The organism is bacterium, assembly GCA_022763185.1.
Lineage (GTDB): Bacteria > Bdellovibrionota_G > JALEGL01 > JALEGL01 > JALEGL01 > JALEGL01.
Map to the genome: position 1 here is coordinate 1 of JALEGL010000007.1, position 14028 is coordinate 14028.

15 protein-coding genes are annotated in these 14028 nt (G+C 32.1%); 8 read left to right on the top strand and 7 right to left on the bottom strand.

Annotated features, from left to right (window positions below):
• Positions 1–476, top strand: a 476-nt coding sequence (locus MRY82_04755; protein MCI5072237.1) for an aminotransferase class III-fold pyridoxal phosphate-dependent enzyme, incomplete at its 5' end; no start/stop codon positions are given.
• Here MRY82_04755 and MRY82_04760 read toward each other — a convergent pair.
• The 4 genes from MRY82_04760 to MRY82_04775 all read right to left on the bottom strand — a co-directional run bounded on the left by MRY82_04760 (position 448) and on the right by MRY82_04775 (position 3756).
• Positions 448–1320 carry a proline iminopeptidase-family hydrolase gene (locus MRY82_04760; protein ID MCI5072238.1) on the bottom strand — a complete coding sequence of 291 codons (873 nt, stop codon included), beginning with the start codon at positions 1318–1320 and terminating at the stop codon, positions 448–450. The two genes, MRY82_04755 and MRY82_04760, sit on opposite strands and share 29 nt — an antisense overlap.
• Complete coding sequence (locus tag MRY82_04765; protein MCI5072239.1) at positions 1313–2476, bottom strand: MFS transporter; 1164 nt, start codon at positions 2474–2476, stop codon at positions 1313–1315. Before MRY82_04765 ends, MRY82_04760 begins: the two co-directional genes overlap by 8 nt.
• A gap of 62 nt (positions 2477–2538) precedes the next feature.
• A complete protein-coding gene (locus tag MRY82_04770) occupies positions 2539–2694 on the bottom strand; it encodes a hypothetical protein (protein ID MCI5072240.1) in 156 nt (51 codons plus the stop codon).
• Between the two features lie 114 nt (positions 2695–2808).
• On the bottom strand, positions 2809–3756 hold the full coding sequence (locus MRY82_04775; GenBank protein MCI5072241.1) for a hypothetical protein: 948 nt from the start codon (positions 3754–3756) through the stop codon (positions 2809–2811).
• A 50-nt stretch (positions 3757–3806) separates the two neighbouring features.
• Here MRY82_04775 and MRY82_04780 point away from each other — a divergent pair, with 50 nt between their 5' ends.
• From MRY82_04780 to MRY82_04810, 7 genes are all read left to right on the top strand, one after another.
• Complete coding sequence (locus tag MRY82_04780) at positions 3807–5303, top strand: ABC transporter substrate-binding protein (GenBank protein ID MCI5072242.1); 1497 nt, start codon at positions 3807–3809, stop codon at positions 5301–5303.
• A gap of 81 nt (positions 5304–5384) precedes the next feature.
• Entirely contained in the window at positions 5385–7415 is a 2031-nt protein-coding gene (locus tag MRY82_04785; GenBank protein MCI5072243.1) for a HAMP domain-containing histidine kinase, read from the top strand.
• Between the two features lie 236 nt (positions 7416–7651).
• Positions 7652–8458 (top strand): GNAT family N-acetyltransferase, encoded by an 807-nt coding sequence (locus MRY82_04790; GenBank protein ID MCI5072244.1) that lies wholly within the window; start codon positions 7652–7654, stop codon positions 8456–8458.
• Between the two features lie 7 nt (positions 8459–8465).
• Entirely contained in the window at positions 8466–9767 is a 1302-nt protein-coding gene (locus tag MRY82_04795) for an MATE family efflux transporter (GenBank protein MCI5072245.1), read from the top strand.
• 109 nt (positions 9768–9876) lie between these two features.
• The gene (locus MRY82_04800; GenBank protein MCI5072246.1) at positions 9877–10743 is read left to right on the top strand and encodes a PD-(D/E)XK nuclease family protein; all 867 of its coding nucleotides are present in this window, start codon (positions 9877–9879) and stop codon (positions 10741–10743) included.
• A complete protein-coding gene (locus MRY82_04805; protein ID MCI5072247.1) occupies positions 10640–11518 on the top strand; it encodes a hypothetical protein in 879 nt (292 codons plus the stop codon). Before MRY82_04800 ends, MRY82_04805 begins: the two co-directional genes overlap by 104 nt.
• A 20-nt stretch (positions 11519–11538) precedes the next feature.
• The gene (locus MRY82_04810; protein MCI5072248.1) at positions 11539–12063 is read left to right on the top strand and encodes a GNAT family N-acetyltransferase; all 525 of its coding nucleotides are present in this window, start codon (positions 11539–11541) and stop codon (positions 12061–12063) included.
• 208 nt (positions 12064–12271) lie between these two features.
• On the opposite strand, the gene MRY82_04815 is transcribed toward MRY82_04810, so the two are convergent.
• The 3 genes from MRY82_04815 to MRY82_04825 all read right to left on the bottom strand — a co-directional run bounded on the left by MRY82_04815 (position 12272) and on the right by MRY82_04825 (position 14007).
• Positions 12272–12679, bottom strand: a complete 408-nt coding sequence (locus tag MRY82_04815; GenBank protein ID MCI5072249.1) for a hypothetical protein — start codon at positions 12677–12679, stop codon at positions 12272–12274.
• 180 nt (positions 12680–12859) lie between these two features.
• Positions 12860–13438, bottom strand: a complete 579-nt coding sequence (locus MRY82_04820; GenBank protein MCI5072250.1) for a hypothetical protein — start codon at positions 13436–13438, stop codon at positions 12860–12862.
• Between the two features lie 182 nt (positions 13439–13620).
• Positions 13621–14007: a RidA family protein gene (locus MRY82_04825; GenBank protein ID MCI5072251.1), complete on the bottom strand. Its 387-nt coding sequence runs from the start codon at positions 14005–14007 to the stop codon at positions 13621–13623.
• Between the last annotated feature and the right edge of the window lie 21 nt (positions 14008–14028).

Consider the following 14028-nt stretch of genomic DNA (forward strand, 5'->3'; position numbering starts at 1 on the left):
GTGGACTAACTTACAGTGGTTATCCCTTAGGTTGTGCAGCGGCATTGGCTAGCATATCCGTTTATGAAGAAGAGAACCTTGTTGAAAAAGCTGCAGAGAATGGGGTATATTTAGAAAAAAAACTTCATGAATGTTTAGATGGGAACCCGTGGTTAGGGGAAATACGAGGTAAAGGGCTTTTGCAAGTTATAGAGCTGGTAAGTAACACGGATACTAAAAAACCTCTTTCTCCTTGGAATGAAGAGTTAAGCAATGAAATGAAAGTTTTAAAACAAAAGCTATTAAGTCATGGTTTGTTTGTATTTGTAAGGTGGAATATGCTCTTTATAACGCCACCCTTATCTGTGTCGAAAAAGCAAATAGATCATGGTGTAAATATAATTAAAACCGCTATACATGAAACTCAAAGTCATTTTATGTTAGAATTATGTTTTTTAAAGATAAAGATTAAAGTTTATTTAAAAAGTTTTCAATAGTTTTTACATAGTTTTCGGTTTCTTCATACATGGCTAAATGCGCAGATTTTTCAAAAACATGCATTTTTGACTGTGTAACTTGATTGGCATAGATTTTTACACTTTCTGGTGTTGCTTCATCGTATCTGCCGCATAAAAATAGTGAAGGGATATTGATTTTTTTCAATTGGTCAACGCGTTCATAATCTTTTAAAACACCTGTTGGGCAAAACTCACTGGGTCCCCACATGTATTCATATTGCTCTAAGTTCGCATCTTGCATTGACTCAATTATTGATTTGGGCCATGGGTCTAATCTGCATGCAAATTGTTTATAATACTCCATAATGGCATTTTGATAATCTGGATGTTCAGTGGTGTTTTCTTTTTCATGTTTTTTGATTATATTTTGTATTGATTTTGGAAGTTTTTCAATTAATCTTTTTGCATCTGAATGCCAGTGTTGAACACTCAAGCATGGGCTTGAGAAAATGCCAGCAATAACATTGGGTAAATGGTTAGAAATTAAATAATCTGCTAGAATCATACTACCCCAAGAGTGGCCACATAAAGCCACTTGTTTAAAGTCAAAGTATTCAATCAATTGATTTAATTCTTTCACAAATCGTTCAATGTACCAATTTTTAATTAAGCCAGGTTTGTCAGAGCGTCCAACGTCAAGTTGATCATAGAAAATCACAGGTCTATTTTTGAAAAGAGGTGATAGAGTTTGCTCTAAATTAGATGGTGGAAAGCCTGGGCCACCATGAATAAAAATTAATGGAATTAAAGAGCCATTACTGTATTCTGAAGCATAGATTTTTCCTCCTGGGACGGTTATTTTATGTTGTTTTTTACTAGTCATTAAAATTTTTTCCATAGTAAAAGAAAATAAACATACTGATCAGCGGAAATCCACCAAAAACCAATGAAAAGACCCAAATATTAAAATAATTAACAACTAGTGATACTATAGGAACAGAAATAAGAGCAGTTTTAATAATGAAGTCTCTTGTAGCAACAGATAGACCAGCTTGTTCAGGAGTGTACTTGTTTATTACTAATTCAGCAATTAAGGGGAACCCTAAAGCTTCTCCAAATGACCAAATAGCAGTGCTTATAATAATGCCAAATTTTGTTAAAAGGTAAGGAGCTATTAAATAACCTAAGGAAGAAGTTATACACACAACAAAGACACGTTTGTTTACTGACCATTGAAAATAGCTCTTAGTGTTTAAGTAAGAAACGGTAGCAATAAGTACAGTGTTTACAAAAAATAATATGGCTAAAAATTGTTTTGCTGGTAAAGATTTTTTTAAATATAATAATGGAATTGCTGATATGTGAGAGTATATCGTAATGAAAAGAAAAACTATAAAAAAAACAATATGCGGATATTGTTTGAAAAAATGAGTAAAATTTATAATATTTACAGAATAATTTCTTTTTGTGTCACGCGGTTGGGTAGATAAAAGTTTATAAAGTAAATAAAGAAAGGTGATAAATAGCAGTGAAGTAATAATATCTGTTAATAGTAGTATGTTTTGATACTTTTCTAAATAGAAATATCCAATAATGCTAGAGGTCCCAAGGGCCAAGTTTGTAGTCATATAAGTTAGTGATGACATTTTAGAAATAGTGTTTCTTTTTGCTAAACCTTCAGTGACTCTGCTGACCATAATATTAACAGTACTTAAACCTGAGATGAAAAATATTATAGAAAGAACAATTATATGGAGAGACGTTTTTAAAATAATTGGGAAAATGCCACAAGAAACCAAAATGAATACAAAAACAAATGCTAAATAATAACGTTTTGAATCAAGTTGTTTCCCGAAAAAAGGTAATGTAAAAGCTGAAAACAACAACGAAATTGATTGTATAAAAGTAGATTGTAATGGAGATAGGCCGTAATCTTTTAATAATAATATTAGATAGGGAAAAATAAACGAAAAACAAGAGGATGCAAAAAATAGTATAAGAGTTAAAGGTATAACCACTCTACTATTAAAAAAAAACATTACTATTTTAAAATCATTTAGAAAGGTTTTTTAAAAAAAATTAAAAGCAAAAAATAATATATTTATGAAGCTAGGTGTTTCAAAAAAGCTTCTTTTTTCTTTTGTTCTTCTGTTTTAATTATTTTAGTAATTGGGCTTAATCTTTTTATATCATCTAGTTTGTCATATGCTGAGATATTTTTTAATAAGTTAGTATAAATTTCTTTTGTAGATTTCATTTCTTAGCCTTTCCTATATGTGCTGTACTGTACGGTTAAATTACAATAAATGTCAAGTGAAAGGTCCAGATTTTTGAGGGAGAGAAGTGAATAAAGTGCATGTGGGAAGTAAGGTTAGTGTTTCATTAACGGGAACTTACTAATTTTACTGATATATAAGTCAATTTCATTAAAGATAGCGCTTCCTAATGCTGTAAATGTACAGTTTTTTTTAATTTGATCAGTTGATACGTTAATCCTAAGAATTAAAGTTTTTAGTTCTTCGAGTAAATATTCTCTTAGACAGTTGGACATAGAAAAAAAGTCTTTTTCTAAAAATCTTAAAGCTGTAGCAGATTCATATACGTGAGCCATTATTCCATGAAAGCTTCGGATAGCTTCTCTCTCTTCCCATCTTGCACCTGAATAAACGAATTTTGATTGATTATCTAAAATTTTATCACCACTAATAAATACTTGAACGATTTGATGTGCGCATTCATGAGCAATATCAATTACAAGTCTTTCGTGTGCTATTGGGTCAGTTTTGTCTATAAGGGAAAATAAAATTAGACCTTTTGCTTGATGTGTACTTAGGCCAATTCTTTCAAAATTTATATTCCCAACACTTTTTATAGACATTATTTCTTTTATCAAATGGTCAAAAATTACCTTTAACCATGGATGAAGAGCAAATAAACTTTCAATGGCTTTGTTTATACGAGGAGTAAAGTTTTGTTTTTCCATTTCTTGTGTGGTGCTAAATGTTATACGAAAACTTTCTTCTGATGTAAGGTCTGTGTAACCTTCATGACTCTCAAGAACTTTCCTTAAAGATTCAATAGTTTTATGTTCATCTAAAACTTTGCCAGTATAAGGCCTTTTAAAGTGTTTTTGTAGTCTGTCAATATCTCTGTGATAGCACATCCAAGGGGAAAAACTTTTGAAGTTTTTATTAAGATCTTGGTTGGTTTTTTCTAATATTGAAGAATGCATTTTTTGGCTAAGTTCAGGTACTTTTTCAGACAACTTTTGCCCTAAAAGCCATTCAAACTCGTCAAAACTATAGTTATTGGAGATCATTTAAACTTGACATAGCATTTATATTTTGAAATTTCAAACTAAGAAAAGACGTGAAATTGAAGTTATATAGATATATTTTTTTTCTGACTATAAAAGTTTTTTTAAGTACTGCGCTTGCACATACTTATGTAAGGCCGCTTCCAAGTATGCCAAAAACAGTGATTCCTCCTTTAGCAGTTGATATATTCTCTTACTCTTTAGTAAGTAAGGTCCATGCGACATTGTTTAAGTTAGATGAAAATAAAAAACCGATACCCAACTTGGTTAAAGACTTTAAAGTCAGTCAAGATGGATTGATATATACATTTTATTTGAAAAAAGTATTTTTTCATAATGGAAGATTGTTAGAAAATGAGGATATAAAAAAATCTCTTGAGTATGCAATAACTAAAAGAGCTATAAATTATGAATACTTTAATAAGATTAAAGGCTATGATGAATTTATTGCAAATAAAACGCATAAAATTGAAGGAATAATTCTGCCAAAATTAAAAAACCAATTAATAATTAGACTTAAAATAGCTGATTATAAATTGATACATAAACTGTCAGATGTCACTTTTTCAATTTGGGATGCTAAGCAAGAAAAGCCAATTAATGGTTTAGGAGACTTTAAAATCTCTTCATGGAAAAACAATGTTGAAATTAATTTAGACTACGTTGGACAGAAAACAAGTGGTTCAGTAAAAAAAATTCGTTTAGTAAAAAAGAGTAAACGTGATGCAATAGAAGGCTTTAAAAGAAATAGTTTTGATGACTTATTTTTTTACCCTATTTTTAAAAAAAATGTAGAAATTCTTCGTGAATTTGCTCACATACAAAAAACTTATTTTCCAAGAACATATTATTTTGCCGTAAACAGCAGAAGGATAAAAAATAAAAGAGTTAGACAATTAATTTTGCAAAGGATTAACGTAAATGATTTAGTGAAACGCTGTTTTTATGGTGAAAAACCCACAAACACAATTATACCTCCGGGTTTTTTGGGTCACGATTCTTCTGATTACGGTGCAAAAATAAATCAACAGCAGGCTAGCAGTTCAGAACAAGACTTGTTAACTTCTATAAGTGTAAAAGTGATTATTTCAGAAGCTATTGGGTCTGAAAAATGTATCAAGTCTTACCTTAATGATTTGTCAAATAGTACAACAAAAATAATATTTAACGTGGAAATATTGCCTATAAGCAATGTTGCAAAAAGTTGGATCAATAATAGTATTGATGCTTATATAGCATATGCTGAAGGAGAAAGTGCTATGAATTATTTTGGCAACTTTTCCCCAGGGTCTAGTTTCCCTTTAGGATTAATTGAAGATGAAAAATTTAACTCTATTTTTTCTAAATATATGTCTGAAAAAGATGATTTTAATAAATTACAATCCGTTAAAAAATTAGAAAATCATATTAAAAGTAATATGACATTTAAGCCATTGTTTCATCCGGATGTTTTTTTTATCTATTCAAAAAAATATAAAAAAATTAAATTCTCTTTTGAGTCGATAAGTAGTTTTGAAGTTAAAAATCTGAGTTTAGCTAATAAATTATGAAAACGTCTTCTAAAAAAGTAAAAAATATATTTCTTTTTAATAGTTTTATAATAACATTGCTTTTATTGGGGTCTACTTTTATTGCGTTTTCCTTTCAAAAAGATAAAAGAGTTAACTAAAGAGGTTTTGTTAACTAGTGCTCAGGATGTGGCCAAGTCATTAGATATTCATGTAAAAACTAAAAATTTTTATAGAATAAAAGAAATTATAGAACAGTCTATTTTAAGTGAAAAAGTAGAGTTTTTATTTATTGAAGATAAAGAAAATAAATTGCCTTATATTTTTAATTATCCTCAATATGAACGTTCGTATGTTTCGGAACATTGTTTTGGAAGCCTGGAGAAAGTAAAAATATATTATAATCAAGTTAATATTGCGGACTTAAAATATTGTTATAAACAGCAAACTGTATGGAACATTTCATATATTTTATCTAGTTTTATATTATTGTTTTTAATTCTATTTCCATTTTTATATTTTTCTCTTAAAAAATGGTTTGAATATCAGCATAAAGATATTTTTATTCTTTTAGGTGATTTGGATGAAGTAAATCCGAAGGAACCATTTTTAGATTTAAACAATAAAAAAAATATTACTTCAAGTGAGTTTTTATCAATTTATGAAAAACTTTCTCAATTGTTTGAAGATTTGAAAAGTGCACAAGGTACCTTAGAAAAAAAGAAGCTAGATTTTGAAAAATATAAAGCAGCCCAACAGATCGCCCATGATATTAGATCTCCATTAACAGCGCTTAATGTTGTTATGAAAGATCTTGCGAGTTTGCCTGAGAACTCTAGAGTTTTATTAAGGTCATCGATACAAAGAATACAGGATATTGCCAATAATCTTGTTAGTCAAAGTAGTGACATATTAAAAGATGAAGAAAATTTAGAAGAAAACAATTTAGAGTCAAGTCTTCTATTACCAATATTAGAAGAAATAGTTTCTGAAAAACGTTATCAACTAAGAAGCAAAGCAGGAGTCAGTATAACTTTAGATGGTGAAAAAGCTTATGGTTTGTTTGCAAAAATAAATGATTCTTCATTGAAACGTATTATATCAAATTTGATTAATAATAGTGTGGAAGCGTTTGAGCAGTCTGGAGAAGTTGTTGTTACTGTCAGTGACAATGAAAAAAATAATAATGAGGTTTTGCTAAGTATAAAAGATAATGGAAAAGGTATTTCAAAAGATATCTTACCTAAACTAGCACAAAGAGGTGCTTCATTTGGTAAAGAAAATGATAAAGAATCAGGGTCAGGTTTGGGCTTATATCATGCAAGAGCTAATGTAGAGCGATGGGGTGGTAGATTTTTCATAGAATCTGAAGAAGGTAAAGGAACAGAAGTTAAGCTTTATCTTCCAAAAGCCAAAGCACCCATTTGGTTTGTGCCCACAATTCATCTTAAAGGTATTAAAAATATTGTTATTTTAGATGATGATGAGTCGATTCATCAAGTATGGGACAGACGTTTAAGGAAATATATAGATCAGTATGCAATTAATTTGCACCATGCCCGTAGTCCAGAGGATTTTAAAAAGTTAACAGAGGGTCAGGAAAACCTATTATGCTTATGTGATTATGAGTTGTTAGGTTTTGAAGAAACCGGTTTAGATTTAATTGAAGACAATGGTTTAGAAGGTGTATCTATCTTGGTAACCAGTAGGTATGCTGAAGAAAAAGTACAAGAGCGATGCGAAAAAATGGGTGTGAAGCTGATTCCCAAAACATCAGCGGATCTTGTACCTTTTAATATAGAGGAAGATCAAAGAAAAGCACGGTATGATGCAGTATTGATTGATGATGATCCACTGATTCACAGTGTTTGGAACATGAGAGCAAAAGATACGGATAAATCAATTTTGACGTTTAAAGATCCTAAAGTGTTTTATCAAAAGGTTGATGAAATTTCGAAGCAAACACCTATTTATATCGACCAGAATTTAAGTGATGGTCAGTTAGGGACTGAAGTGGCAAAAACGATTGTAAGCCTTGGCTTTAAAAAATTATATTTAACTACTGGAGAAGAAAAGAGATCAATTAAAATACAATTGCAAGATGATGCGAATGTTTTTGTTGATATTGTTGGCAAAGATGTGCCTTGGGACTGAAATGACTTGGTGTAAAACAAGCTGGTTTAGAGGTATTTGATGTATAGCTAGAAGCTGTACAAATATTAGATAATTTAATGTTCATTTCTTGGACACAATTATTATATTCAATGCAAAAAAACTTCTTATGAGTATGTTGTGTCGTTAAAAAAACATAAGTTTAAGCTTTTATATTTATTGAGTATCTAGGCATAAAATTTGAATAAGATATACGGTTTGGTTCAATCGTGAAAACAGTGAGTAAAAAAATAGAACATTTAGGGATAAAAACAGATTTGATGCTTAATGCTTTTTCGGGTCTTGTTGAAGAAAAAGATAACTATACTGTAATAAAAACCATGAGTAACCCAGAGTCTTATTGGGGGAACTATCTGATTTTTAATCAAGCTCCTCAAAAAGGAGACTATCAGCGTTGGTGCACTATTTTTGATCAAGAATTTTTTTATTATTCTCAAAAACATCACTATGCGTTTACTTGGCTGGATCAAAATATAATGAAGCCTAATACTGAAGAATTTGAGAGCCATGGTTTTAATTTAGAAACCAATCAAGTCATGCGTTTGGATCAGTTTAATCATGACACAAAATTCAATGATGTTATTGAGATAAAGTCATTAAAGTCTGACCAAGAATGGAACGATACCCTAGAGCTGCAAATTTTGTGTTCCGTTAGAGCGCATGCAACGCAATCAGATAGAACATTTAAAACGGAACAGTTTAAGCAATACAGAACAATGTCTCAACAAAATAGGGGCCATTGGTACGGTGCCTATATTGGGAATAAGCTGATTGCAGATTTAGGGATATTTCACAATAACAAAATAGGACGTTATCAAGCTGTAGAAACGCATCCTGACTTTAGAAATCAAAATATATGTAAAGCAATGATCAAAGCCTGCGGTGAAATGGCTATTGAAGAGCATAAGTTAAAGTCATTGATCATTGTTGCGGATGAACATGACTATGCTAAAAACATCTATACGTCTGTAGGCTTTAAGTGTGTGGAATACTATCAATCTTTAACATGGTGGCAAGGTAAGTAAGTTTTTTATGTGTTATTTAAAGAAAATTTTAAAAATATCTTTGCCCAATGTTATTGGCTTAGGCTCAAAGTTTGTCTGTGATTTGATCAATATTTTTTGGATGGCTCAGGTGAGTACGGAAGCTGTTGCTGGAGTTGTTACGGTGACCATGATTACTTGGATGGTGATTGTTTTTGATGACATGTTTAAAGCAGGAGCGGTATCGATTGTATCAAGAAATTACGGCGCTCAAAAATACTCTAAAGTAAAATCGTACATCTTTCATTTACTGGTATGGAAGACACTGTTTATTGTTTTATTTGTAGGATTTGTCTTAATTTTATTAGGGCCCATTTTGGATTTATTTGTCATCAGCGATGTGAAAGCGGCAGCTTACAACTATGGTTTGATTCGTATTGCTACATTGCCGCTTCAGTTTTTGCTATTTTCAACAGTGTCATGTCTAAACTGTTTAGGAAAAGGAAGTTTGGCTATGTATCCTCCCCTTATTGCTAATATCATTAACTTGCTGTTGGACCCTATTTTTATATTCAAGAAATCTTATGGTCTTAATATAGGCCTGGGCTTGAATGAAAGTGGTGCTGCCTTAGCAACAGCAGTATCTTTCTTAATATCATCTGTGATTGGATGGGTTATTTTAGCCAGACATTCACGCAGTATAGGAGCAGAGGACTATGATAAAAGTTTCAGTACTCAAAAAATGCTCAACATGCTTAAAATTGGTTATCCTGTTGGGATAAGAAACTTTATACGTCACGGAACCAACTTGTTTCTTCTTAAAATAGTGGCCTTGTACGGAACCGTTCATATTGCTGCATATGGGACCGTAGGCAGAATGATGGGTGTGTATTATGTGCCTATTTTGGCATTTATAATGGGGGGTACGGCATTGATTGGCCATGAAATAGGAAGAAAAAGTCAAGACGGTATACAGCACATATCTAAAACTATTTTTTGGTGCATGTGTTTGATTATGGGAGCCTTACTGTTGTTTAACATTGTCTATGGCATTGAACTGATTCAGTTTTTTAGTCAAAGTGCTTTGGGTGTAGAGTCATCTTATAAATTACTGGTTTTTGGTATGCTGGGATTTTTATTTATCGCCTTGAGTGCACACAAGTTGGCTCAAATAGCAGCCAGTAAAAACCTCAATAAACTGTTTCATGCTGTGGCACTGTCTAGGCTGGGAGTGCAAGTGCCCTTGGTCATTATGTTTGCATTTGTTTTGGAGTTACCCATAGGATATATTTGGCTTAGTTTCCCCATAGCTGACTTTGCTGAGATGGGATATTTGAATTTCTTTAAGTGAAGGTTGTGCAGTGAGTAGCTTAATTTTTTTCATTATTGCTTCGTTTATCGGCTTTAAGCTGCTTTTATATTGCTTCCGGCCAAAAGCCACACAAGAACAAATCAATCAATTGCAAGACCTTGTAGATAAAAATAATAATTATTGGTCTTCGCCACGCTCAGTAGAGTTTTGGTGCAATGTGTTTGAATATTCTTTTGAAAGACTTACTCAATGGCAAGCTACAAATTTACTTGTGCATTTAAAAGAAGAAAATAATTGGGCGAAGATTAAAGTGGAAGAGCAGAAAAAAAAACCGGAAGAAGGAGATTATATTTCAGCCAGTGATTTTCAATCGTATCATTTTTGTAATTTTGCTCTTTACCTGAAATATCAAGGTAAAGCGTCACAAAATGTTTATGATTTGTATAGAGGAAATAGAGCTCAGGATACAAACTATGCAAGAAGTAAAAACTACCGCAGCCGTCAAACACCTTACATGTTAAGAAAATTAAGAGAACTAGATCCCTCAATTGATTACATTGAATGGTTAGATCAAGATAAGAGTGACTTTATACAAATAAACGGTAAGTATAAACTTTATGGTAAAGCCGACGCATTGGTTTATCACGATAATGGAGACGTTTCTGTTTTAGAGTACAAATCAAAGGAAGGTTCTTTTAGAGACAAAGCCTATAAAAGTTCTATTATGCAAGTTTCTGCGTATTATAACATATATCAAAATGCCCATAATTTATCCGATAAATTATTCATTATATATCAACGGCCCAACAACTATATCAAAGCTTATCAATATAGCTATGCATCTGTAAGCAAAGCATTTGAATGGAATGCTAAGAGAATTTTTTCTATAAAAAACAAAAGCTACAAAGTCTATGCAAAATATAAAGATAATAAATGTCCCAGCTGTGGGTATAGAAATTATTGTAATTCAATTTTTAAAGAGGAAAATAAAGGAAATAAAAATTTTGTTCAGTGAAAGTAAATTAGATAGTCGTATAAAATTTGCATTAAGTTGGCTTGGGACAATTAAACAGTCTATTTTGGATGTTTATTATTCTCTTGAAGAATTCGACTTAAAGTCGAATTTATCTGAAGTGACAGAAGCAGATAGAAATACTGAAAAACTATTTAGACAAACGATAAGGGACCTTTTTCCTATGGATGGAATCATTGGTGAAGAGTATCCAGAACATAATTTTGAGGGAGAGGGTTACACTTGGACAATTGATCCCATAGACGGAACGAGAGCTTTTGTTCATGGAGTACCATTTTTTGGGACCCTGATTGGACTTTATAAAAATGGAGAGTCAATTTTTGGAGTTAGCGCATATCATGCCTTAAATGAAGTGATTTATGGGGTGAAAGATGAAGGAACGTTCTGGAAACATGATTCAATGCCAGATTTTCAAAGAGTCAAAGCTTCAAACATGAAACATTTAGAAGATGCAGTACTTTTGATCTCTGGAGAAGAGTATTTTAAAACTTATGGTCATAAAAAATTATTAAATTCTTTAAAAAATAAAGTGAAACTAACAAGAACGTGGGGTGATTGTTATGGTTATTGTTTATTGGCCAGAGGAAAGGTTGATATTATGATTGACCCTGTTTTACAGCAATGGGATGTGGTGCCGCTTAAAATAATAGTTGAAGAAGCAGGTGGGATTTTTAAAAGTGTAGAGAAGGGAAAATCTAGTATTAATACCAAAAGTGCTTTTTGTTTTTCTAATAGCCTACAAGAACTTATTATTTGAAGAGAGATTCAAGGTGAAGCATGAAAAATAAAAGACTTAATTTAGATGAATACTCACTAAGGAATATCAAAAAAGAGGATGTTGACGCTTATTTGAACTATTTTTATAGTTCACCCAAGGGTTACATTGAAAGCTTAGGTGTAGATCCAGATAAACGACTACCTGAAGAAACAATGAAGGCTAATTTCCTTGAACGTTGTAAAGATGCGCAAAAGGATCAAAGCACTTGCCCAGTACTAGCTATTGTAAAAGATGATCAAGCAGAGGGTATCCTTTTACTCAATTGTTTAAATGAAAAAGATGCACATTTTCATGCGCATATTTTTGATCCAGACTTACGTAGAAAAGGCATTGTGACCAAACTAGGGCCAGAAGCATGTACATTATTTTTTGAACGTTTTAAGCTGGAGAAAATAATTTTTAGATTTCCTGCTAAGCATACGGGTAATATAACGATTTTAGAAAAAATGGGCTTAAAACTTATCAGGGAAGAAAGCTCTAAAGATTACAATAGTGAAAGATGGCATTGTTCTGAAAGTATATGAATTAGCCAAAAGTAATATAAGAGAATTTATATGAACAAAAAAATTAATGGCACAAAAGTACTTTTTAAAAAATATATTTGAAAATAGGGCATTAAAAAAATGAAAAGTGTCTGGTGTTTCTCTTAGGCTCAGTACATTAAATCATTGTATTTATCTGAATAACCCGATTGGTGCCTTAAATGAGTTACTTAATCATAATGAAGGTTATTTAGCTTGATAGACTGTCTAAAAACTCTTTGCTGGGTTCGCATTCAGTTGAAATATCCACAAGAACTTGGCTAAATTCTTCTTGAAGTAAAAGCCTTCTTTGACCATAAAACATATGTGTAGGCTCTTCAACAACATTATAGCCTAACTCTTGGGCTTTTTTAAAAACAGAATCAACATCAGCCACGGTAAAGGTCAGCATTGTTCCAGAGCATTGGCTATGCAGCTGTTGAGGTATTATTTTTGAATCTTTGGTTAAAATGCCTAATTCAAAACCATTGGCGCTTTTTAAGTGAATAAACCAATCACTGTTAAACTCAACATTAAACTCCAGGAGTTCACAAAAAAACTGTTGAGATTGAATGATATCTGTGGATAGTAGATTTGGAAAAAATCTGTCAAAGGTCATGTTGGCTCCTTGATTGTGTGCAATTATTAAGACCGGCTAGATTTATGGGTGTTGTTTATGTTTTTGGTTTAGAAAACGTGGTGTATCTCTACTTTTTTTTAACAATCAACTGTGCTTTTTAAGTATAAAAAAACCCGCATGAAGCGGGTTTTTTTGTGGGTTGAATTATTAGATTAAACCTTAAGCATTTTCGTACTTGGATAACCTTGATTCTAATTCTTTGATTTTGTCATTGAGTGTACTGATATGGCCTTCAATTTGATTGATGTGGGTCAGCTCTTTTACGGATTTTGAAACATGCTGGCTCAGATGCTCATTGAACTCGTCTTCAATGCTGTTATGATTGGTTACATTTTTCAGTAAAGACTTGCCTTCTGTTTTGCTGAGTTCACCATTATTGACCAATTGATCAATGTATTTTTGGGCTTCTAATTTTTGTTCTTCTTCTGAATTGGTGCCTAAAACAACATAACGGTGCATAAAATCTGCAATTGAGCCTTTGCCCTTGCGGATAAGGTCTCTTAAAAGGCTTTTAGGTAGGTTGGATTGAGTATTTTTTTCTTGTTCCACCAAAATCTGGGTAAAAATAACCGAGGTGACATCATTTTTAGTTTTATTATCAATAACTTTAACGTCTTCATCTCTTTTGACCATGCTGGCAATATCATCCAAAGTGATATAGCAGCTCTCAGTTGTGTCATAGAGCTTGCGATTTTGGTACTTTTTTATGATGCGTTGTTCTGTGTTTTCGTTTTTCATAACTTCCTCAGTTTTTGTATTAGGGCTTATATTTCAATAACTTACTTTGCGTTTCTAACATTTTGCGTCAGTAATTGCAAGTTTTTTTTCTGTTTGAGTCATTATAGGACGGATTTTTTGAAAAGCAAAAAAAAGGCCTAAATTATTATTAAAATTTAAGCCCTTATAACTAACAATTATAATTAAGCTTGCTTATGAGCAATGGCTTCAATTTCTACCAAAACATTTTTGGGTAAGGTTTTAACCGCTACTGTAGAGCGGGCAGGTTTGGCTTGGCCTAAGTACTCTTCATAAACGCCATTGAGTTTTGGAAACTCAGCCATATCAGTAATGAATACAGTGGCTTTAACAATATGATCAAACGTGCAGCCAGATTGTTCAAGCACAGCTTTGAGGTTCTTAAACACTTGATGCGCTTGTTCTTCAATGGTTTCACCCACGATTTCACCGGTTTCTGGATGAAGAGGGATTTGTCCTGAGCTAAACACCCAATCCCCCAAAGCAATGGCTTGAGAGTACGGGCCAATGGCGGCTGGGGCTTTTTCTGTGAAGATAACTTGTTTTGACATCTGTAATGTTCTCCTTTTTTA

Coding starts and splice junctions, on each gene's coding strand:
- MRY82_04820 (MCI5072250.1), bottom strand. CDS start 13,438: ATGAAAAACGAAAACACAGAACAACGCATCATAAAAAAGTACCAAAAT.
- MRY82_04775 (MCI5072241.1), bottom strand. CDS start 3,756: ATGATCTCCAATAACTATAGTTTTGACGAGTTTGAATGGCTTTTAGGG.
- MRY82_04770 (MCI5072240.1), bottom strand. CDS start 2,694: ATGAAATCTACAAAAGAAATTTATACTAACTTATTAAAAAATATCTCA.
- MRY82_04805 (MCI5072247.1), top strand. CDS start 10,640: ATGCAAAATATAAAGATAATAAATGTCCCAGCTGTGGGTATAGAAATT.
- MRY82_04760 (MCI5072238.1), bottom strand. CDS start 1,320: ATGACTAGTAAAAAACAACATAAAATAACCGTCCCAGGAGGAAAAATC.
- MRY82_04815 (MCI5072249.1), bottom strand. CDS start 12,679: ATGACCTTTGACAGATTTTTTCCAAATCTACTATCCACAGATATCATT.
- MRY82_04810 (MCI5072248.1), top strand. CDS start 11,539: ATGAAAAATAAAAGACTTAATTTAGATGAATACTCACTAAGGAATATC.
- MRY82_04795 (MCI5072245.1), top strand. CDS start 8,466: ATGTGTTATTTAAAGAAAATTTTAAAAATATCTTTGCCCAATGTTATT.
- MRY82_04825 (MCI5072251.1), bottom strand. CDS start 14,007: ATGTCAAAACAAGTTATCTTCACAGAAAAAGCCCCAGCCGCCATTGGC.
- MRY82_04765 (MCI5072239.1), bottom strand. CDS start 2,476: ATGTTTTTTTTTAATAGTAGAGTGGTTATACCTTTAACTCTTATACTA.